General features: G+C 67.9%; 18 protein-coding genes. 9 read left to right on the top strand and 9 right to left on the bottom strand.

What is annotated here, in order from left to right; genetic code table 11:
• Nucleotides 1–92: 92 nt before the first annotated feature.
• On the top strand, nt 93–2,894 hold the full coding sequence (gene glnE, locus BBJ41_RS08535; protein ID WP_069746141.1) for a bifunctional [glutamate--ammonia ligase]-adenylyl-L-tyrosine phosphorylase/[glutamate--ammonia-ligase] adenylyltransferase: 2,802 nt from the start codon (nt 93–95) through the stop codon (nt 2,892–2,894).
• A gap of 101 nt (nt 2,895–2,995) precedes the next feature.
• Here glnE and recN read toward each other — a convergent pair whose 3' ends face one another.
• Nucleotides 2,996–4,645 (bottom strand): DNA repair protein RecN, encoded by a 1,650-nt coding sequence (recN, locus tag BBJ41_RS08530; RefSeq protein WP_069746140.1) that lies wholly within the window; start codon nt 4,643–4,645, stop codon nt 2,996–2,998.
• A 20-nt stretch (nt 4,646–4,665) separates the two neighbouring features.
• Complete coding sequence (locus BBJ41_RS08525; protein WP_069746139.1) at nt 4,666–5,568, bottom strand: NAD kinase; 903 nt, start codon at nt 5,566–5,568, stop codon at nt 4,666–4,668.
• A gap of 131 nt (nt 5,569–5,699) precedes the next feature.
• Here BBJ41_RS08525 and hrcA point away from each other — a divergent pair, with 131 nt between their 5' ends.
• The 3 genes from hrcA (at nt 5,700) to BBJ41_RS08510 (ending at nt 8,497) form a co-directional block, all read left to right on the top strand.
• The gene (gene hrcA, locus BBJ41_RS08520) at nt 5,700–6,722 is read left to right on the top strand and encodes a heat-inducible transcriptional repressor HrcA (protein ID WP_011544637.1); all 1,023 of its coding nucleotides are present in this window, start codon (nt 5,700–5,702) and stop codon (nt 6,720–6,722) included.
• Nucleotides 6,723–6,858: 136 nt separating this feature from the next.
• Nucleotides 6,859–7,923, top strand: coding sequence for a ferrochelatase (gene hemH / locus BBJ41_RS08515; RefSeq protein ID WP_069746138.1), 1,065 nt, complete (start codon nt 6,859–6,861; stop codon nt 7,921–7,923).
• A gap of 166 nt (nt 7,924–8,089) precedes the next feature.
• On the top strand, nt 8,090–8,497 hold the full coding sequence (locus tag BBJ41_RS08510) for an RNA-binding S4 domain-containing protein (RefSeq protein ID WP_069746137.1): 408 nt from the start codon (nt 8,090–8,092) through the stop codon (nt 8,495–8,497).
• Here the strand turns inward: BBJ41_RS08510 and BBJ41_RS41120 are convergent.
• Nucleotides 8,469–8,630 carry a hypothetical protein gene (locus BBJ41_RS41120; protein WP_006476841.1) on the bottom strand — a complete coding sequence of 54 codons (162 nt, stop codon included), beginning with the start codon at nt 8,628–8,630 and terminating at the stop codon, nt 8,469–8,471. The two genes, BBJ41_RS08510 and BBJ41_RS41120, sit on opposite strands and share 29 nt — an antisense overlap.
• 353 nt (nt 8,631–8,983) lie before the next feature.
• On the opposite strand from BBJ41_RS41120, the gene grpE reads away from it, so the two are divergent.
• From grpE to BBJ41_RS08485, 5 genes are all read left to right on the top strand, one after another.
• The gene (grpE, locus tag BBJ41_RS08505; RefSeq protein ID WP_069746136.1) at nt 8,984–9,529 is read left to right on the top strand and encodes a nucleotide exchange factor GrpE; all 546 of its coding nucleotides are present in this window, start codon (nt 8,984–8,986) and stop codon (nt 9,527–9,529) included.
• Between the two features lie 10 nt (nt 9,530–9,539).
• Nucleotides 9,540–9,968 (top strand): thioredoxin family protein, encoded by a 429-nt coding sequence (locus BBJ41_RS08500; protein ID WP_069746135.1) that lies wholly within the window; start codon nt 9,540–9,542, stop codon nt 9,966–9,968.
• A gap of 148 nt (nt 9,969–10,116) precedes the next feature.
• Nucleotides 10,117–12,069, top strand: coding sequence for a molecular chaperone DnaK (dnaK, locus tag BBJ41_RS08495; RefSeq protein ID WP_069746134.1), 1,953 nt, complete (start codon nt 10,117–10,119; stop codon nt 12,067–12,069).
• Between the two features lie 266 nt (nt 12,070–12,335).
• A complete protein-coding gene (dnaJ, locus tag BBJ41_RS08490) occupies nt 12,336–13,472 on the top strand; it encodes a molecular chaperone DnaJ (RefSeq protein WP_069746133.1) in 1,137 nt (378 codons plus the stop codon).
• A gap of 4 nt (nt 13,473–13,476) precedes the next feature.
• Entirely contained in the window at nt 13,477–15,408 is a 1,932-nt protein-coding gene (locus tag BBJ41_RS08485) for a chorismate-binding protein (RefSeq protein WP_069746132.1), read from the top strand.
• A gap of 145 nt (nt 15,409–15,553) precedes the next feature.
• Here the strand turns inward: BBJ41_RS08485 and panB are convergent, their stop codons facing one another.
• Genes panB through hda form a run of 6 tightly spaced genes read right to left on the bottom strand, consistent with a single transcriptional unit; the run spans nt 15,554 to nt 20,644 of the window.
• A complete protein-coding gene (gene panB / locus BBJ41_RS08480; RefSeq protein WP_069746131.1) occupies nt 15,554–16,369 on the bottom strand; it encodes a 3-methyl-2-oxobutanoate hydroxymethyltransferase in 816 nt (271 codons plus the stop codon).
• A 43-nt stretch (nt 16,370–16,412) separates the two neighbouring features.
• On the bottom strand, nt 16,413–17,099 hold the full coding sequence (locus tag BBJ41_RS08475; RefSeq protein ID WP_069746130.1) for a deoxynucleoside kinase: 687 nt from the start codon (nt 17,097–17,099) through the stop codon (nt 16,413–16,415).
• Entirely contained in the window at nt 17,096–17,638 is a 543-nt protein-coding gene (folK, locus tag BBJ41_RS08470) for a 2-amino-4-hydroxy-6-hydroxymethyldihydropteridine diphosphokinase (protein WP_069746129.1), read from the bottom strand. The genes BBJ41_RS08475 and folK overlap by 4 nt, the downstream gene beginning before the upstream one ends.
• A 35-nt stretch (nt 17,639–17,673) precedes the next feature.
• Complete coding sequence (pcnB, locus tag BBJ41_RS08465) at nt 17,674–19,209, bottom strand: polynucleotide adenylyltransferase PcnB (RefSeq protein ID WP_069746128.1); 1,536 nt, start codon at nt 19,207–19,209, stop codon at nt 17,674–17,676.
• A 5-nt stretch (nt 19,210–19,214) separates the two neighbouring features.
• On the bottom strand, nt 19,215–19,892 hold the full coding sequence (locus BBJ41_RS08460) for a histidinol-phosphatase (protein ID WP_069746127.1): 678 nt from the start codon (nt 19,890–19,892) through the stop codon (nt 19,215–19,217).
• A gap of 11 nt (nt 19,893–19,903) precedes the next feature.
• Nucleotides 19,904–20,644, bottom strand: a complete 741-nt coding sequence (hda, locus tag BBJ41_RS08455) for a DnaA regulatory inactivator Hda (RefSeq protein WP_279610564.1) — start codon at nt 20,642–20,644, stop codon at nt 19,904–19,906.
• Between the last annotated feature and the right edge of the window lie 143 nt (nt 20,645–20,787).

The raw sequence follows: 20,787 nt of genomic DNA, 5'->3' as shown, positions 1-20,787 counted from the left end.
CGATGCCGCGCCGAGTCCATGGGGCCGGCCGGCAGCGGGGCGCGCACGCGTCGGCCCGCGCCGGCCGGTCTTTCCGCCAGGCCCGCTTCTCGATGACCGACGCTTCCGCCCTGATCAGCACGTCCTATTCCCGTTATCTCGCGCGCGCGGCCGCCGCGCGGCCCGCGCTGGCCGAGCAGGTCGTCGCGTGGGCCGCCGCGCCGCTCGCCCGCGCGCAGCTCGACGCCCGCCTCACCGAACTGCTCGCGACGCCGGCCGGCACGGCCGCGCCGACCGAGGAGCAACTGAAGCGCGCGCTGCGGCAACTGCGTGCCGAGGCGTTCGGCGCGGTCGCGGAGCGCGACCTGCGCGGGCTGGCGGACGTCGTCGAGGTGACCGGCGCGATGACCGATCTCGCCGAAGTGGCCGTGCAGCGCTCGCTCGCGCTGCTGTCGGCCGAACTCGAGGCGCTGTACGGCGAGCCGCGCGGCGCCGACGGCCAGCGCGTCGTGCTCGGCGTGGTCGGGATGGGCAAGCTCGGCGGCCGCGAGCTGAACGTGTCGTCGGACATCGACCTGATCTTCGTGTACGAGGACGATGGCGAGACGACCGGCGGCGCGCGCGCGCCGCTGTCCACGCAGGAATACTTCACGCGGCTCGGCCGGCGCCTGATCGGCGTGCTGTCCGAGGTCACGGCCGACGGCTACGTGTTTCGCGTCGACATGCGGCTGCGTCCGAACGGCGATTCCGGGCCGCTCGTCTGCAGCCTCGGGATGCTCGAGGAATATTTCTACGTGCAGGGGCGCGAGTGGGAGCGCTATGCGTGGATCAAGGGGCGGCTCGTGTCGGAAGGCGACAGCGACGCGGCGATGCGGCTCGAGTCGCAGCTCGAGTCGATCGTCAAGCCGTTCGTGTACCGCCGCTATCTCGATTTCGGCGTGATCGGCGCGATTCGCTCGCTGCACCAGCAGATTCGCCAGGAAGCCGCGCGCCGCGCGTCGATGCGGCCCGACAAGGCCGACGACATCAAGCTCGGGCGCGGCGGGATTCGCGAGATCGAGTTCAGCGCGCAGGTGTTCCAGCTGATCCGCGGCGGCCAGGATGCGGAATTCCGCGTGCGGCCGACGCTCGCGGTGCTGCGCCATGCGCAGGCGCGCGGGCTGATCGGCGAGGACGTGCGCGCGCGCCTGACCGACGCGTACAACTTCCTGCGCACGCTCGAGCACCGGCTGCAGTACCGCAACGACGCGCAGACGCACGCGATGCCGGTCGAGCCGGACGAACGCGCGGCGCTGGCCGCGTCGCTCGGCTTTGCCGACTATGCGGCGCTGATGACCGTGCTGGACGAGCACCGGAATTTCGTCGAGGCGCAGTTCGACCAGATCTTCGCCGACAAGGTGAACGGCGCGCCCTGCGGAGCGGGCGAGGAGACGGCCGCCGCGTGGATCTGGAGCGGCGCGCTGGCCGACGACGGCGAGGACGACGCGCTCGCCGCCCGCCTGGACGGCCTCGGTTTCACCGATCCGGTCGCGGTGCTCGCGCGGCTGCGCGCGGTCTGGCAATCGTCGCGCTACACGGGCCTGCCGGAGAAGAGCCGGCACCGCTTCGACCGCGTTGCGCAGCGGGCGCTCGAGGCCGCGCCGCGGATCGATGCCGCGCGCCGCGACGACACGATCGTGCGCCTGTTCGACCTGCTCGAGACGGTCAGCCGGCGCGGCGTCTATCTCGCGCTGCTGACCGAATACCCGGCCGCGCTCGACCGTGTGCTGTCGGTGCTCGGCGCGACGCGCTGGGGCGGCGGCTACCTGATCCGCCACCCGCAACTGCTCGACGAACTGCTCGACGACGAGGCGATCGCGAGCCCGTTCGACTGGCCCGCGTTCAAGGACGCGCTGCGTGCGCGCCTCGCGGCGGCCGACGGCCCCGAGCAGCAGATGGACCTGCTGCGGCACGCGCAGCACGCTGAAGTGTTCCGGATCCTGCTGATCGATCTCGCCGGGCAACTGTCGGTCGAGCACGTGAGCGACCGCCTGTCCGAGCTGGCCGACGCGGTGCTCGACGTGACGATCGAAGTCGTGTGGTCGCAGCTCGCGAAGCGTCATCGCGACGTGCCGAAGTTCGCGGTGATCGCGTACGGCAAGCTGGGCGGCAAGGAGCTCGGCTACGCATCGGATCTCGACCTGATTTTCCTGTACGACGATCCCGACGAGCGTTCTGCGGACGTCTATACGACCTTCACGCGGCGGCTCATCACGTGGCTCACGACGGCGACCGGCGCGGGCGCGCTGTTCGACATCGACCTGCGGCTGCGGCCGAACGGCGAGGCTGGGCTGCTCGTCACCGATCTCGATGCGTTCCGCCGCTACCAGCTGCGCGAAGGCGATGCCGCGAATACCGCGTGGGTGTGGGAGCACCAGGCGCTGACGCGCGCGCGCTACAGCGCGGGCGACGCGCAGATCGGCGCGGACTTCGAGGCGATCCGCCAGCAGGTGCTGACCACGCCGCGCGACGGCGGCGTGCTCGCGAAGGAGATCGTCGACATGCGCGGCAAGGTGTTTGCCGGCCACCCGAACCAGACCGAGCTGTTCGACCTGAAGCACGATCGCGGCGGGATGGTCGACATCGAGTTCATCGTCCAGTACTGGGTGCTGCTGCACGCGTCGAGCGACGCCGAGCTGATCCGCAACACGGGCAACATCGCGCTGCTGCGCGAGGTCGCGCGCTTCGGGCTGATGGGCGAGGACGAGGCCGAGCGCGTCGGCGCGGCCTACCGCAAGTACCGGAAGCTGCAGCACAAGCTGCGGCTCGACGGGATGGAGAAGGCGCGCGTCGATCCGGCCACGGTGGCCGACGAGCGGGCTGCCGTGACGGCGCTGTGGACGCGCGTGTTCGGGGCGGTTGAAACGGGCGTTTGAACGAGAGCGGGGCGGGTGTTGGGTCGGCAGACGCGCCGCCCGCTCTTGAAGCGCAAGCCCGCGCGGCGGGGAGGCGCGGACCCGGCAGGCGGGCGGCCGCGTCAGGCCGCCAGCATTTCCTTCGCGTGCTTGCGGGTCGTCGCCGTGATCTCGAGCCCGCCGAGCATTCGCGCGACTTCCTCGATCCGGTTGGCCCGGTCGAGCGCGACGACCGTCGACACCGTGCCGCCGCGGTCGTCGGCGCCCTTCGCGACCTGGAAGTGATGATCGCCGCGCGCGGCGACCTGCGGCAGGTGCGTCACGCACAGCACCTGGCGGTCGCGCCCGAGCTGGTGCAGCAGGCGACCGACCACTTCGGCGACGCCGCCGCCGATCCCCGTATCGACTTCGTCGAAGATCAACGTCGGCGTCGGGCTCGCCGCGCTCGCGATCACCGCGAGCGCGAGGCTGATCCGAGCGAGCTCGCCGCCCGACGCGACTTTCCCGAGCGGCCGCAGCGGCACGCCCGGGTGCCCGGCCACGCGGAATTCGACCTGCTCGAGCCCGTGCGGGCCGCCGTCGGCGAGCGGCACGAGTGCGACCTCGAAACTCCCGCCCGCCATCGACAGTTCCTGCATGCCGGCCGTGACGGCCGTGCCCAGCGCCCTGGCGGCCTGCGCGCGCGCCTTGGACAGGTGCTTCGCGTCGGCGAGATAGGCTTCCCGCGCCTTGGCCTGCGTCGCCTCGAGCGCGCCGAGATCGGCGGCCGCGTCGAGCGCGGCGAGCTGCGCGCGGCGTGCCGCGTGTTCTTCGTGCAGCGTGTCGGGCGGCAGCCGGAACTTGCGTGCGGTCGAGTGCAGCGCATCGAGACGCGTTTCGACCTGCGCGAGCCGCTCCGGGTCGAGATCGACGCGCTGTGCGTAGTGCGACAGCGAATAGACGGCTTCCTGCAGCTGGATCTCGGCCGGTTCGAGCGACGCGAGCGCGTCGCCGAGCGCGGTGTCGTAGTCGGCGAGGCTGCGCAGCTTCGACACGATCGCGCCGAGCTGCGCGAGCATCGCGTCGTCGGCCTCTGAAAGCGCGTTGAGCGCGCCGCGCACACCGTCGATCAGGTTCGCCGAATGCGACAGGCGCTTGTGCTCGTTGCTGACTTCGTCCCATTCGCCGGCTTGCGGCGCGAGCTTGTCGAGCTCGGCGAGCTGCCACGCGAGCTTTTCGCGTTCGAGCTGCAGCTCGCGTTCGTGCGACTTCGCGGCGTCGATCGCCTGCGTCGCGTCGCGCCACACGCGCCATGCGCGCGCGACGTTCGCGGCATCGGCGACGAGCCCCGCGTGCGTATCGAACAGCTCGCGCTGCGCGTCGGGCCGCATCAGCAGCTGGTGCGCGTGCTGGCCGTGGATGTCGACGAGCATCTCGCCGAGTTCGCGCAGTTGCGCGAGCGTCGCGCTGGTGCCGTTGATGAACGCGCGCGAACGGCCGTTCGCATCGATCACGCGGCGCAGCATCACGGTGTCCTCGGTGTCGAACGCGTGTTCGTCGAGCCAGCGCGCGACGCGGTCGTGCGGCGTGAATTCGGCCGTGATGTCGGCGCGGCCGCAGCCGGCGCGCACGACGCTCGCGTCGGCGCGTTCGCCGAGCGCGAGGGCAAGGGCGTCGATCAGGATCGATTTGCCGGCGCCGGTTTCGCCGGAAAAGACGGAAAAGCCGCTGTCGAATTCGAGATCGAGCGCGGCGACGATGACGAAGTCGCGGATCGAGAGGTGGCGGAGCATGGTGTCGGGCGGGAGGGGCGTCAGGACGCCTTGTCGTCTTCGTTCGATGCGTGTTCGTTCCAGTGCAGCTTCTTGCGCAGCGTCGCGTAGTAGCTGTAGCCGATCGGGTGCAGGAACGGCACCGTATGCTTCGAGCGGCGCACCTCGATCGTGTCGTTCAGTTCGAGCGCGGTAAACGACTGCATGTCGAAGTTCACGTTGACGTCGCGCCCGCCGACGATCTGGATCGCGATCTTCGAATCGTCCGGCAGCACGATCGGCCGGTTCGACAGCGCATGCGGCGCGATCGGCACGAGCACGATGCCCTGCAGCTGCGGATGGAGGATCGGGCCGGCCGACGACAGCGCATAGGCGGTCGAGCCGGTCGGCGTGGCGACGATCAGGCCGTCCGAACGCTGGTTGTACATGTACCGGCCGTCGACCGACGCGCGCAGCTCGACCATCCCGGAGAAGCCGCTGCGGTTCACGACGACGTCGTTGAAGGCGAGCGCGTGGTAGATCGGTTCGCCGTCGCGCATGATCCGGGCCTCGAGCAGCGAGCGCTCCTCGCGCTCGAACTTGCCCGCCAGCATCACGGGGACGCGCGCGTGCATGTCGGCTGCCGCGATGTCTGTGATGAAGCCGAGCCGCCCGTGGTTGATCCCGATCAGCGGCGTCTTGTACGGCGCGAGCTGGCGGCCGATGCCGAGCATCGTGCCGTCGCCGCCCAGCACGACCGCCACGTCCGCGCGCGCCCCGATTTCGGCCGGGGTGAGCGCCGGATAGCCGGTGATGCCGAACTCGCGCGCGGTATCGCCTTCGAAGACGACTTCGAAGCCTAGCTGCGCGAGGCTGGCAGCCAGGGTGGCGAGCGGCTCGGCGATGCCGGGCGTGTTGCTCCGGCCGACGAGCGCGACAGTATTGAACTGATTACCGGTTTTCATGCCGGCATTACACCATAGCTCGTTGACGAAAAGAACCGCCTGTGCGCCGGCGGGGCCGGATCGGGCCGGCCCGGGCAATGGCGGCCGACGCCACTCGCCGCGGTCGCGCGGTTGCGCTAAAATTTTCCACCATGCTAGATCCTCGCGCACGAACCCTCCTGAAAACCCTGATCGAACGGTATATCGCCGACGGTCAGCCAGTCGGCTCGCGCACGTTGTCCCGTTACTCCGGGCTCGAGCTGAGCCCGGCGACGATCCGCAACGTGATGTCCGACCTGGAGGAGCTCGGCCTCGTGTCGAGCCCGCACACGTCGGCCGGCCGCGTGCCGACGCCGCGCGGCTATCGCCTGTTCGTCGACACGATGCTGACGGTCGAGGCGCCGATCGACGCCGAGGCCGTGGCGCGGCAGGTGCAGAACACGCTGCAGGCCGGCGAGCCGCAGCAGCGGGTGGTCGCGGCCGCCGCGAGCGTGCTGTCGAACCTGTCGCAGTTCGCGGGCGTCGTGCTGACGCCGCGCCGCAGCCACGTGTTCAAGCAGATCGAGTTCATGCGCCTGTCGGACAAGCGCATCCTGCTGATCATCGTGACGCCCGAGGGCGACGTGCAGAACCGGATGCTCGCGACGCCGCGCGACTACTCGCCGTCGCAGCTGACCGAAGCCTCCAACTACATCAACGCGCATTTCGCCGGCCTGTCGTTCGACGAGGTGCGCCGCCGCCTGCGCGACGAGATCGACCAGCTGCGCGGCGACATGACCACGCTGATGCACGCGGCCGTGACGGCCAGCACCGAGGTGCCCGACACCGAGGACACCGTGCTGATTTCCGGCGAGCGCAACCTGCTCGAGGTGGCGGATCTTTCCTCCGACATGGCACGGTTGCGCAAGCTGTTCGACGTGTTCGACCAAAAGACGGGCCTCCTGCAACTGCTCGACGTGTCGAGCCACGCCCAGGGCGTGCAGATCTTCATCGGCGGCGAATCGACGCTCGTGCCGATCGAGGAAATGAGCGTCGTCACCGCGCCTTACGAGGTGAACGGGCAGATCGTCGGCACGCTCGGCGTGATCGGCCCGACCCGCATGGCGTACAACCGTGTGATTCCGATCGTCGACATCACCGCGCGCCTGCTGTCGCTCACGCTGAGCCAGCAGTAGAGCCGGCCGAACCCGCCCGATCCCGCCCCGTCATCATGACGCGGTGCCGCACGCGCCGACAGTCGGCCGAACGGCACGAGGCAGCCCGCTATAATTGAGAGCCGTCCGGTCCCGTGCCCAGAGCACGTTCTTGCCCATGCGTTTCGATCTTGAGCCGCCTTCGAGTATCGCGGCCGCCCATCGCATCGGCGTGCTGCTGATCAATCTCGGCACGCCCGACGCCCCCACGCCGCGCGCCGTGCGGCGCTATCTGGCCGAATTCCTGTCGGATCCGCGCGTCGTCGAAATTCCGCAGGCCGTCTGGCAGGTGCTGCTGCGCACGCTGATCCTGCCGCTGCGCGGCCGCGCGTCCGCGAAGAAATACGCGGCCGTGTGGATGCCCGAGGGCTCGCCGTTGCGCGTGCATACCGAGCGCCAGACCGACGGCGTGCGGCACCTGCTCACGTCGAACGGCTATCACGTGCTGGTCGATTACGCGATGCGCTACGGCAGCCCGAACATTGCGCACGCGCTCGCGCAGTTCAAGCGCTTGGGCGTCGAGCGCGTGCTGCTGATGCCGATGTATCCGCAATACTCGGCGTCGACCACGGCCACCGCCTTCGACGCCGCCTTCGACGCGCTCGCGCGCATGCGCAACCAGCCGGAGGTGCGTACGGTGCGGCACTATGCCGACCATCCGGCCTATATCCATGCGCTTGCCGAGCAGGTGCGCCAATATTGGGCGCAGCACGGCCGGCCCGACTTCGCGGCCGGCGACAAGCTCGTGCTGAGCTTTCACGGCGTGCCGAAGCGCACGCTCGATCTCGGCGATCCCTATCACGACCAGTGCCAGCAGACGGGCGCGCTGCTGATGGCCGCGCTCGGGCTGTCGACGACCGAATGCCGCGTCACCTTCCAGTCGCGCTTCGGCAAGGCCGAATGGCTGCAGCCGTACACCGCGCCGACGCTGCGCGAGTTCGGCGAGGCCGGTGTGCGGCGGGCCGACGTGTTCTGCCCCGGCTTCACGGCCGACTGTCTGGAGACGATCGAGGAGATCGGGATGGAAGTGCGCGACGAATTCCTCGCCGGCGGTGGCAAGGCGTTCCACCGCATTCCGTGCCTGAACGGTGCGCCCGCGTGGATCGGTGCGGTCGGCGAGATCGTCGCCGAGAATCTGCAGGGCTGGCCCGTCAAGGCCGCGCAGCCCGAAACGGTGAGCTGAGATGAAACGATCCCCACGCTCACTTTGTTCGCTGCCCCCCGTGGGAGCGGTCAGCCTCCTTGGGGCGGCCCGGCGGAGGCTGAGATGAAACGACCCCCACGCTCACTTCGTTCGCTGCCCCCGCGGGGGCGGTCAGCCCCCTTGGGGCGGCCCGGCGGAGGCTGACATGAACTACAAGATTTCGACGGAACCGGGCGCGAAGCTGCGCATCGACAAATGGCTGTGGGCGGCCCGGTTCTTCAAGACGCGCTCGCTCGCGACCGACGCGGTCGACAAGGGGCACGTGAAGATCGGTGGCGCGGCGATCAAGCCGGCGAAGGAAGTGCGCGTCGGCGACGAGGTCGAGATTGCGATCGACGGCATCGTCTGGCACATTGCCGTGCTTGGTGTGTGCGACGTCCGCGGGCCCGCGAGCGTCGCGCAGACGCTTTACGAGGAAACGGAAGCGGGGCGGGCCGCGCGGCTCGCCGAACTGGAGCGCCGCCGCACGTATCGCGAGCCGGCGGCCGAACTGCACGGCCGGCCGACGAAGCGCGACCGGCGCATCATCGACAGATTTTCTGGTGGGAGCTGAACATCTGGTCGAACGTCGCCCGCGCGCTTCCGTATTCGGTCGTGCGGTCGGTGACGGCTCCCGACAGGCAGATGGTAGTGGTGCCGGCAATGAGTACCAGCGCGACCACCGATATCGCAAAGGTCAGTTTCACGGTACTCCCCTCGAGAAGACGGGTGAAAATGGCGCCAGGTGGATGTAAGGCGACGGTCAGCTAGGGTAAACACGCTTTTCCGACGCTTGAGTGGAGTGTAGTGCAGCCGCGCTGTGACGAGCTAGTACTTGCCGGGTAAGCGTTGTTACAGGCCGTTTCGCCCGCTTTGGGGAACGCTGCGACGCATGCACCGGCGAGACGCGCGGTTGTTTCGCGGCATTGGAGAATGCCGGCGAATAACCCTCTTGAAATCGCAGTTTTCGCCCTTATTTGCACCAACAATGTGCGGTGTCGCCGGGTATACGGTCCGGCGTTGCCGATTTGGCTTCAACCTCTAATCGACTTTCAGCGACATGGAAAACACGCAAGAGAACCCGGCTACCCAATCGGCCGACGACATCGGCAGCGAGAAGCAGGCGGCGCAAGGCGCCGCACCCGCCGCCGAAGCTGCCGACGCGGCGCTCGCGGAGGCTCAAGCCAAGGTCGCCGAGCTGCAGGAGAGCTTCCTGCGGGCGAAGGCCGAAACCGAGAACGTCCGCCGCCGCGCGCAGGACGATGTCTCGAAGGCGCACAAGTTCGCGATCGAAGGCTTCGCGGAGCACCTGCTGCCCGTGCTGGACAGCCTGGAAGCGGCCGTCAGCGACACGTCCGGCGATATCGTCAAGGTGCGCGAAGGCATCGAGCTGACGCTGCGCCAGCTGACGAACGCGCTCGAGAAGGGCCGCGTCGTCGCGATCAACCCGGTCGGCGAGAAGTTCGATCCGCACCAGCACCAGGCGATTTCGATGGTGCCGGCCGAGCAGGAGCCGAACACCGTCGTCGCGGTGCTGCAAAAGGGCTATACGATCGCTGACCGCGTGCTGCGTCCGGCGCTCGTCACCGTCGCGCAGCCGAAGTAAGGCCGTCGCGATGGTTCCCGCCGGCGTCGATCCGGCCGCGTTCGACGCGTTCGGGATGCAGGCGCTGGCCCCCGACACGTTCGATGCAGGCATCGAGGGTGCGGGCGACGCGCTTGCGGTGGTGTTCTTCTGGGGCGTCGACTGCTTCAACTGCGAGATTGCGAAGAAGTCGATGCTCGCCCAGCCCGACGCGATTCGCGCGCTGGATCTGAAGTGGTTCCATTGCAACGTGTACGAACACGCCGAGCTGGGGCGCCGCTTCGGGCTGCATGGCGTGCCGACGTGGTTCTTCTTCCACCGCGGCAAGCGTCTGGGCCGCGCGACCGGCTGGCATGGCCTCGGGCAGTTCCAGGCGGCCGTTTCGGCGGCGCGCGGGAAGATCGCCGCGGCGGCCGGGCATGATCCGGCACCTGGCGATCCGCTGGCCGGCGGCGATTGAAAAAATTTAATATCCGCATCGCTCGTCGGGTCTTGAAAACGGACCGGACGGACGCATTTCGGGAACAGAGTTGAATTCTGGCGCGCGAAACCGCCCAAAAACGCGGGGTTTCGCGCAGCAAACAAGCATTTCTGGAGATTAGGAAAAAATGGGAAAGATCATCGGTATTGACCTCGGCACCACGAACTCGTGCGTCGCCATCATGGAAGGCAACCAGGTCAAGGTCATCGAGAACTCGGAAGGCGCGCGCACCACGCCGTCGATCATCGCCTACATGGACGACAACGAAGTGCTCGTCGGCGCGCCGGCCAAGCGTCAGTCGGTGACCAACCCGAAGAACACGCTGTTCGCGGTGAAGCGCCTGATCGGCCGCCGCTTCGAAGAGAAGGAAGTCCAGAAGGACATCGGCCTGATGCCGTACGCGATCGTCAAGGCCGACAACGGCGACGCATGGGTCGAGGCGCACGGCGAGAAGCTCGCGCCGCCGCAGGTTTCGGCGGAAGTGCTGCGCAAGATGAAGAAGACGGCCGAAGACTACCTCGGCGAGCCGGTCACGGAAGCCGTGATCACGGTGCCGGCGTACTTCAACGACAGCCAGCGCCAGGCGACCAAGGACGCCGGCCGTATCGCGGGCCTCGAAGTCAAGCGGATCATCAACGAGCCGACGGCAGCCGCGCTCGCGTTCGGTCTCGACAAGGTCGAGAAGGGCGACCGCAAGATCGCCGTGTATGACCTCGGCGGCGGCACGTTCGACGTGTCGATCATCGAGATCGCGGACGTCGACGGCGAAATGCAGTTCGAAGTGCTGTCGACCAACGGCGACACGTTCCTCGGTGGCGAGGACTTCGACCAGCGCATCATCGATTACATCATCGGCGAGTTCAAGAAGGAGCAGGGCGTCGACCTGTCGAAGGACGTGCTCGCGCTGCAGCGCCTGAAGGAAGCCGCTGAAAAGGCGAAGATCGAACTGTCGTCGGGCCAGCAGACCGAAATCAACCTGCCGTACATCACGGCGGACGCGTCGGGCCCGAAGCACTTGAACCTGAAGATCACCCGCGCGAAGCTGGAAGCGCTGGTCGAGGATCTGGTCGAGCGCACGATCGAGCCGTGCCGCATCGCGATCAAGGACGCAGGCGTCAAGGTGTCGGACATCGACGACGTGATCCTGGTCGGCGGCCAGACCCGCATGCCGAAGGTGCTGGAGAAGGTGAAGGAGTTCTTCGGCAAGGATCCGCGCCGTGACGTGAACCCGGACGAAGCCGTCGCGGTTGGCGCGGCGATCCAGGGCCAGGTGCTGTCGGGCGACCGCAAGGACGTGCTGCTGCTCGACGTGACCCCGCTGTCGCTCGGCATCGAGACGCTCGGCGGCGTGATGACGAAGATGATCAACAAGAACACGACGATCCCGACGAAGCACGCCCAGGTGTACTCGACGGCGGACGACAATCAGGGCGCCGTGACGATCAAGGTGTTCCAGGGCGAACGCGAAATGGCGGCAGGCAACAAGCTGCTCGGCGAGTTCAACCTCGAAGGCATCCCGCCCGCACCGCGCGGCGTGCCGCAGATCGAAGTGACCTTCGACATCGACGCGAACGGCATCCTGCACGTCGGCGCGAAGGACAAGGCGACCGGCAAGGAAAACAAGATCACGATCAAGGCCAACTCGGGTCTGTCCGAGGCTGAAATCGACCAGATGATCAAGGACGCGGAAGCGAACGCAGCGGAAGACCACAAGCTGCGCGAGCTGGCTGATTCGCGCAACCAGGGCGACGCGCTGGTCCACAGCACGAAGAAGGCGCTCACCGAGTACGGCGACAAGCTGGACGCGGGCGAGAAGGAAGCGATCGAAGCGGCGCTGAAGTCGCTCGAGGAAGTGCTGAAGGACACGTCGGCCGACAAGGCGGCGATCGACGCGAAGGTCGAGGAACTCGGCAAGGTTTCGCAGAAGCTCGGCGAGAAGATGTACGCCGACATGCAGGCCCAGCAGGCAGGTGCTGCCGGCGCGGCGGGTGCAGCGGAAGGCGCGGCCCACGCGGGCGGTGCGCAGCAGGCTGCCGACGACGTCGTCGACGCCGAGTTCAAGGAAGTGAAGAAGGACTGAGCCGGGTTGCAACGGCACCGCACGCCGCGCGCTGAAACGCGCGCGGCGCGACTGACTGGCGGTTGAAAAGCGGTCTGTCTTTCCTTCCGGATGGCCGGATCGACTCCACGCCTGGCGGGCTTCGCGGCCCTCCGGGCACATTTGTTTTTTGGCGGGTGCTGCGCGAGCCGTCCGCGGACGGGCGTAGCGCCAGACGAGTCGAGAGACTTTACTGCAGGCGAAAGGAGCCGCCGCGTGCGCGATGCGTGGCGGCACAGTGAATCGATATGGCGAAACGGGATTACTACGAGGTTCTGGGCGTCGCGAAGAATGCGAGCGACGACGAAATCAAGAAGGCATATCGCAAGCTTGCGATGAAGTATCACCCTGACCGCAATCCGGACAACAAGGATGCGGAAGAGCATTTCAAGGAGGTGAAGGAAGCCTACGAAATGCTGTCGGACAGCCAGAAGCGGGCCGCGTACGACCAGTACGGCCACGCGGGCGTCGATCCGAACATGGGCGGTGCGGGCGCACAGGGCTTCGGCGGCTTCGCGGATGCGTTCGGCGATATTTTCGGCGACATCTTCGGCCAGGCCGCGGGCGGTGCCGCGCGCGGCGGCCGCGGCGGCCCGCAGGTGTACCGCGGCGCCGACCTGCGCTACAGCATGGAAATCACGCTCGAGCAGGCCGCGCACGGCTACGACACGCAGATCCGCGTGCCGAGCTGGGTGTCGTGCGAGGTGTGCCACGGGTCGGGCGCGAAGCCCGGCACGAAGCCGGAAACCTGCCCGACCTGTCATGGCCAGGGCACGGTGCGCATGTCGCAGGGCTTCTTCAGCATCCAGCAGACCTGCCCGAAGTGCCACGGCACGGGCACCTACATCCCCGAGCCGTGCGTGCATTGCCACGGGTCGGGGAAGGTGAAGGAGACCAAGACGCTCGAAGTGAAGATCCCGGCCGGGATCGACGACGGGATGCGGATCCGCTCGGCCGGCAACGGCGAGCCGGGCATCAACGGCGGGCCGCCGGGCGACCTGTACGTCGAGATCCACATCAAGCCGCACTCGGTGTTCGAGCGCGACGGCGACGATCTCCATTGCCAGATGCCGATCCCGTTCACGACCGCCGCGCTCGGCGGCGAGATCGAGGTGCCGACGCTGGCCGGCCGTGCGTCGTTCCCAGTGCCGGAAGGCACGCAGTCGGGCAAGACGTTCCGTCTGCGCGGCAAGGGCATCAAGGGGCTGCGTTCGAGCATCGCGGGCGATCTGTACGTGCACGTGCAGGTCGAGACGCCCGTGAAGCTGACCGACCACCAGCGCGACCTGCTCAAGCAGTTCGAGAAGTCGCTGGCCGAGGGCGGCGCGCGTCACAGCCCGCAGAGCAAGAGCTGGTTCGACCGTGTGAAGAGCTTCTTCGAGTAATGGCATGACTGAAGGCAGCGAGAGCGCGTCGTTCGCGCTCTTGGACGATTGCGACTCGACCGCGTCCGCGCGGTCGAGTCGTTTGTATTCGGGTTTCGTGCGCGAACGCAGGTGCGCGGACCCGGCGCGGCTCGACGAAATCGATGCGGCGGTGGCGCAGGACCTGCGCGACGGGCTGCATGCGGTGGTCGTCGGCGATTACGAATTCGGACGCAACCTGCAACGGGCGCAGCCGGGCCATGCCCCGCTGCGCTTTTTGCTGTATGCGCGCTGCGAGCGCCTGTCGCGCGACGAAGTCGACGCGTGGCTCGCGCGGCAGGACGGCGGCGGCGATGGCGGCGCGCCGTCGATCGCGGGCGTCGCGCATGTCGAGAAGAGCGTCACGCGCGCCGCGTTCGACGCGGCGATCGGCGCGGTGCACGACGCGCTGCGTGCAGGCGATTCGTATCAGGTCAACTACACGTACCGGCTGAATTTCGACGTATTCGGCACGCCGCTCGCGCTGTACCGGCGGCTGCGCGCGCGCCAGCCGGTGCGCTACGGCGCGCTGATCGCGCTGCCCGGCGGCGAGTGGGTCGTGTCGTGTTCGCCGGAGCTGTTCGTCGAGAAACACGGCGACGTGCTGCGCGCGCGGCCGATGAAGGGCACCGCGCCGCGTTCGGCCGATCCCCGTGAAGATGCGGCGGCAGCCGCGTTCCTCGCGAGCGATCCGAAGAACCGCGCGGAAAACGTGATGATCGTCGACCTGCTGCGCAACGACGTGTCGCGGATCGCGCGCACCGGTACGGTCCGTGTGCCGGCGCTGTTCTCCGTCGAGCCGTATGCGTCGGTGTGGCAGATGACGTCGACGGTCGAGGCCGGCTGGCGCGACGGCACGACGTTCGCACAGATGCTGCGCGCGCTGTTTCCGTGCGGATCGATCACGGGCGCGCCGAAGTACCGGACGATGCAACTGATCGATGCGATCGAGTCGACGCCGCGCGGGCTCTATACGGGCGCGATCGGCTGGCTCGACGCGCCGGACGAAAGTGCCGATCCCGGTGCGTCAGGCAATCGCGCGGCCGGTTGCGGCGATTTCTGCCTGTCGGTCGCGATCCGCACGCTGACGCTTGATGCTGGCGGCGAAGGCGCGACCGGCGCCGATATCGAAGCACTCGACGCGGCAGCGGCAACTGCCGGCCGGCGTCGCGGCACGATGGGTGTCGGCGCGGGCATCGTGCTCGACAGCATCGCAGCCGACGAATATGCGGAGTGCGAATTGAAAGCGCGATTCCTGACGGATGCCGACCCCGGCTTCCAGTTGTTCGAAACGACCGCCGCCACGCGCGCGGACGGCATCCGGCATCTCGATCGTCATCTCGCGCGGCTGCAGCGCAGCGCGGATGCGTTCGGCTTCCGCTTCGACACCGATGCGTTGCGCCGCGAGATCGACGCGCGCTGCGCGGCGCTCGACGGCGACGGCGCATACCGGATGAAGCTCGCGCTCGCGAAGGACGGTACGGTCGAGATCACGGCGGCGCCGCTCAAGCCGTTGCCGGCGGGCCCGATCGGCGTGCTGCTGGCGTCGGAGCACGGCTTCGCGCCGACTCGCGCGAGCGATGCGCTGCTGCTGCACAAGACGACGCGCCGCGCCGAATACGATCGCGCGTGGCAGGCGGCGGAGGCGCTCGGCGGGTTCGACATGCTGTTCGTCAACGAGCGCGGCGAGGTGACGGAAGGCGGGCGCTCGAACCTGTTCGTGAAGCTCGACGGCCAGTGGGTGACGCCGCCGCTGGCGTCCGGCGTGCTGCCGGGCGTGATGCGCGGCGTGCTGCTCGACGACCCGGCATTCGGCGCGACGGAACGCGTCGTGACCCGCGACGATCTTGCGCGCGCGCAGGCGCTGCTGCTGACCAACGCATTGCGCGGCGCGCTCGACGCGGTATTGAAGCCGTGAGGTGAAAGATCGGGCACCGCGCTTGGCGCCGGTGCCGCGAAGCATCTGCACCGATGCAGCGAGCAAACAAAAAAGCGCGGCGCCCCGCAAAGGGCGCCGCGCTTTTTCATATCCGCGTGCCGGCGAACAAGCTGCCGGCACCGCGTCAGAACGAATGTTCCGGACCGGGGAAGGTTTGATCCTTCACCGCGCTCACATAGGCTTCGACGGCCGCCTGGATGTTCGGTTGCCCCTGCATGAAGTCCTTCACGAAACGCGGCCGCTTGCCCGGGAAGATGCCGAGCATGTCGTGCAGCACGAGTACCTGCCCCGAGCAGTCGACGCCCGCGCCGATGCCGATGGTCGGAATCTTCAGCATGTGCGTGACTTCGGACGCGACGAGCGTCGGCACCGCTTCGAGCACGACGAGCTGCGCACCCGCGTCCTCGACCGCACGCGCGTCGCGCAGCAGCTGCGCGGCGCCGGCTTCGGTCTTGCCCTGGACCTTGAAGCCGCCGAATGCATGCACCGATTGCGGCGTGAGGCCGATGTGCGCGCACACGGGCACCGAGCGATCGACGAGGAAACGGATCGTCTCGGCCAGCCATTCGCCGCCTTCGAGCTTGACCATCTGCGCGCCTGCGCGCATCAGCGTGACCGCGTTCGCGAACGCTTCGGCCGGCGTGCCGTAGGTGCCGAACGGCAGATCGGCGACGACGAGTGCGCGCGGCTGCGCACGTGCGACGCAGGCGGTGTGATAGGCGATGTCGTCGAGCGATACGGGCAGCGTGGTGGTGTGGCCTTGCAGCACGTTGCCGAGCGAATCGCCGATCAGCAGCACGTCGGTGCCCGCGCGATCGAGCAGGGCGGAAAAGCTCGCGTCGTAGCAGGTGAGCATCGCGATCTTCTCGCCGGCGTCGCGCATTGCCTGCAGCTTGGGTACCGTCACGGCAGGCCGGCTCGATTCCTGGAGGTAGGTCATGGGAAATTCGGTTCGATGGGTAAAGAACGGCAGGCGGGACGCGTCAGCGCGCCGTCTCGCCCTTGACGAAGAATTCCTTGCGGCCGCGCATCGTCTCGATGCGCTCGATCAGCAGCGCGAGGTCTTCGGGGGATTCCAGCGGGTTCAGGTGTTCCGCGGCGACCGTCAGCACCGGCGTGCGGTCGTAGTGATAGAAGAATTCGTTGTACGCGTCGACGAGCGAGCGCAGGTACGCGTCGCTGATCTGCAGCTCCATCGGCAGCCCGCGCTTCTGGATGCGCGAGAACAACACTTCGGGGCTGGCCTGCAGATAGACGACGAGATCGGGCGACGGCGCCTGCGGCACGTCGACGTGCGTCGCGATCGAGCGATAGAGCTGCCATTCGTCTTCCGGCAGATTCAGCCGCGCGAAGATGTCGTTCTTCTGCGGCATGAAATCGGCGATGACGGGGCGGCCCGTTTCGAGCGCGCCGGCCAGCTCGCGCGCCTGCTGCGCGCGCTGCAGCGCGAACGACAGCTGCACCGGCAGCGCGTAGCGCGCGGTGTCGCGATAGAAGCGTTCGAGGAACGGGTTGTCCTGCGGGCGCTCCAGCAGCGTCTGCATCGACCAGCGCTCGGCGAGCAGGCGCGCGAGCGTCGTCTTGCCGACGCCGATCGGGCCTTCGATCACGAGATAGCGGTGCGGGGCGCGCAGGTCGGGCACGGTGACGGTCAGGGGAGTCGAGTTCATCGGCAGGGGTTCTTGTCGGCGTCTTCGCCGGCAGCGAGCGCCTTCTGCATCAGGCACTGGCAGGTCTGCACCTTCTCGACGCGCTGATCCGCGACGGCGGCGAGGAAGGCATCGGCACGACCGCGCGCGGGGATGTCGAGCGCCGGCTCGATCTCGACGAGCGGCACGAGCGCGAACGCACGGTCGGTGAGGCGCGGGTGCGGGACGATCAGGTCGGGCTCGTCGATCGAGTCGGAGCCGAACAGCAGGATGTCGAGATCGAGCGTGCGTGGCGCGTTGCGATACGGGCGCTCGCGGCCGAAGTGATGCTCGATCTTCTGGCAGAGCGCGAGCAGCTCGCGGGCCGAGAGCGTCGTGTCGAGCTTGACGACGCAGTTGTAGTAGTCGTCGCCGCCCGCTTCGAAGGGCGCCGTGCGATACAGGCTCGATTTGCCGAGGACCGAGATGGTGCGCTGCTGAGCAAGGCACACCACCGCGTCCTTCAAGGTCTGGCGCGCATCGCCGAGATTCGCCCCCAGTCCGATATATGCAACCGTCATGGCATCACTTCCTACGTCGTTCGCCGGCGAGCGCGTCAGTCGTCGGAACCGTCCGCGGTATCCGGCGCCTGCTCGGCAGCACCTTCACCCGGTTTGCGGTTTCGCGCACCGCCGCGGCGGCGCCGCTTGCGGGGCGATTTTTCCTTCGAGCCGCCTTGCGTGAGCAATGCCTCGCGAGCGGCCGCGTCGCCTTCGATGAAATCCGTCCACCACTGTCCGACTTCCGCATCGAGCTCGCCGGATTCGCAGCGTAACAGGAGGAAATCATACCCCGCTCTAAACCTTTGGTGTTCCAGCAGCCGCATCGCGCTGCGGCCCGAGCGTTTCTCGAGGCGCAGTTGCAGGCCCCAGATCTCGCGCATGTCGGCCGAATAGCGCTTGTGGATCGCGAGTTTCTCGGTCTGCATGTCGAGCACGTCGTCCATCGCGCGATGGAGCGCCGGCACCGGAATCTCGCCTTCGGCCGTGTATTGCTCGAAGCGCTGGCGCATGTCGTGCCACAGCAGCGTCGCGAACAGGAAGCCTGGCGACACCGGCTTGCCGGCCCGCACGCGCGCATCGGTGTTGTTCAGCGCGAGCGTGATGAACTTCTCGCCCTGCGGCTGTTCGAGCACGACGTCGAGGAGCGGCAGCAACCCGTGGTGCAGCCCTTCCTTGCGCAACTGCTTCAGGCACGCGAGCGCGTGGCCCGACAGCAGCAGCTTCAGCATTTCGTCGAACAGGCGCGCGGCCGGCACGTTGTTGATCAGGTCGGCGAGCGCGTTGATCGGCTCGCGCGTATGCGGCTCGATCTCGAAGCCGAGCTTCGCCGCGAAGCGCACGACGCGCAGCATCCGGACCGGATCCTCGCGGAAGCGCGTGGCCGGGTCGCCGATCATCCGCAACAGGCGGGCGCGCATGTCGGCCATCCCGTCGTGATAGTCGAGCACCGTCTGCGTCGACGGGTCGTAGTACATCGCGTTGATCGTGAAGTCGCGGCGCGCGGCATCCTCGTGCTGCTCGCCCCACACGTTGTCGCGCAGCACGCGGCCGCTCGCGTCGACCGCGTGCGTGCGGCGATCGAGTTCGTCGCGCTTCAGGCGCTTCGGCGGTTCGGCTGCGGCCGCTTCGGGCGGCGCATCGACCAGCGCGCGGAACGTCGACACTTCGATCAGTTCCTGGCCGAACTGCACGTGGACGATCTGGAAGCGGCGGCCGATCAGGCGCGCGCGGCGGAACAGGCGCTGCACCTCGGTCGGCGTCGCGTCGGTCGCGACGTCGAAATCCTTCGGCGCGATGCCGAGCAGCAGGTCGCGAACCGCGCCGCCGACGATGAACGCGCGAAAGCCCGCCTGCTGCAGCGTGTCGGTCACGCGCACGGCATTCCTCGAGATCAGCGACGGATCGATCTGGTGCACGCTGGCCGGCACGACGGTCGGCTCATGGTTGCTGCGCGGCTTCTTCGCGCCGCCGCGGGCGCCCTTCGACGCGCGCGGGGCAGCAGGGGCCGCTTCGTCGGCCGGGGCCGCTGCGGAGGGCGTTTGCTCGGCTTCGTCCTGGCCGAGCAGCTTGCGGATGAATTTTTTGATCACGACGTTCAGAAAAGATCGAGGATACGCCAGCCGCGGTTGCTTGCATGCGCGCGCAGCGTGTCGTCAGGGTTGGTCGCGATCGGGTCGGTGACTTTCTCGAGCAGCGGGATGTCGTTGTGCGAGTCGCTGTAGAAATAGCTGTGCGCGAAGTCGTCCCAGTGCTTGCCGAGCGACGCGAGCCACGCTTCGGTACGCACGATCTTGCCTTCGCGATAGCTCGGTGTGCCGGTCGGCCGGCCCGTGTACGGTGAATCGGGATGCCCGTCGGTCGTTTCGACTTCGCACGCGATCAGCGTGTCGACGCCGAATGCGGTAGCGATCGGGCGCGTGATGAATTCGTTGGTGGCGGTCACGACGCAGCACAGATCGCCCGCGTCGAGGTGCTTGCGCACGAGTTCGAGCGCGGCGGGCGTCATCGCGGGCCGGATCACCTCGTGCATGTACTGCTCGTGCCATTCGGCCAGCTGCGCGCGCGAATACTTCGCGAGCGGCGTGAGCATCGCCGTGAGGTACGCGTGGATGTCGAGCTTGCCCGCCTTGTAGTCGGCGAAGAACTGATCGTTCTGACGCGAGAAGCTTTCCGCGTCGACGATGCCGAGCTTCACCATGAAGCGGCCCCATTCGTGGTCGCTATCGGTCGGGATCAGCGTGTGATCGAGGTCAAAGAGTGCCAGATTAGTCATGGAAGCGCATTTTACTCGAAGCGGTTCGGGCCCGTGCCCGGTGGTGTGATGTCGTCGCCGGGACGTGCCAGCATGCGGCGCAGCAGCGGCAGCGTGACGGCGCGTTTTTGCTCGAGCGAGAAGCGGTCGAGCGCGTCGAGCAGCGCCATCAGGCTCGGCATGTCGCGGCGGAAATGGGTCAGCAGGTAGGCGGCGATGTCGTCGGTGAGCGCGATCCCGCGCTCCTTCGCCGCGAGCTTGAGCACGGCGATCTTGCCGGCGTCGGACGGCGGCGACAGGTGGAACACGAGTCCCCAGCCGAGCCGCGTGCGGAGATCCTCGCGTACGTCGAGCGCGAGCGGCGCAGCAGGCCCCGCCGCGACGAACGCGCTCGACGGATGCGCGCGGACTTCGTTGAACAGGTTGAACAGCGCGACCTGCTGCGTGTCGGTCATCCGGTCGCAGTCGTCGATCGCGTAGATGCCGATGCGCGGGTCGAACGTGAACGCGCCGAGCGGGCTCTGCGGCGTCAGATAACGCGCATAGCCGTACGACGCGTCGCTCACGAGCGCCTGCAGCAGGTGGGTGCGGCCGCTGCCGGGTTCGCCCCAGATGTAGAACGACCGGTCCGGCACGGGGCCCGCCGCGAGCGCGAGGTCGAGCTTCTGCAGCCGCGTGAGGAGCTCGTCGTTCTCCTCGCTCATGATGAAGTTGTCGAACGTGGCGGGCGGCGGCGTGCCGAGATCGAGCGTCAGTTGCCGGGACACAGTCACAATGCGGGTCGGTTGAAAATACGCGTGCCGTACGCCGGGCACGCGCCGGGGAATGCGGCTCCGTGGGCTGCACGCGCGACCGCACGCACGGCGGCGCGCCAGTTTCGGCGCGGCTCGCTGGGCGATGAAAACGGGGACGTGTT

This window comes from Burkholderia stabilis, assembly GCF_001742165.1.
GTDB lineage: Bacteria > Pseudomonadota > Gammaproteobacteria > Burkholderiales > Burkholderiaceae > Burkholderia > Burkholderia stabilis.
Note: the sequence above shows the minus strand (reverse complement) of the source record. Positions and strands in the feature narration are given on the sequence as shown.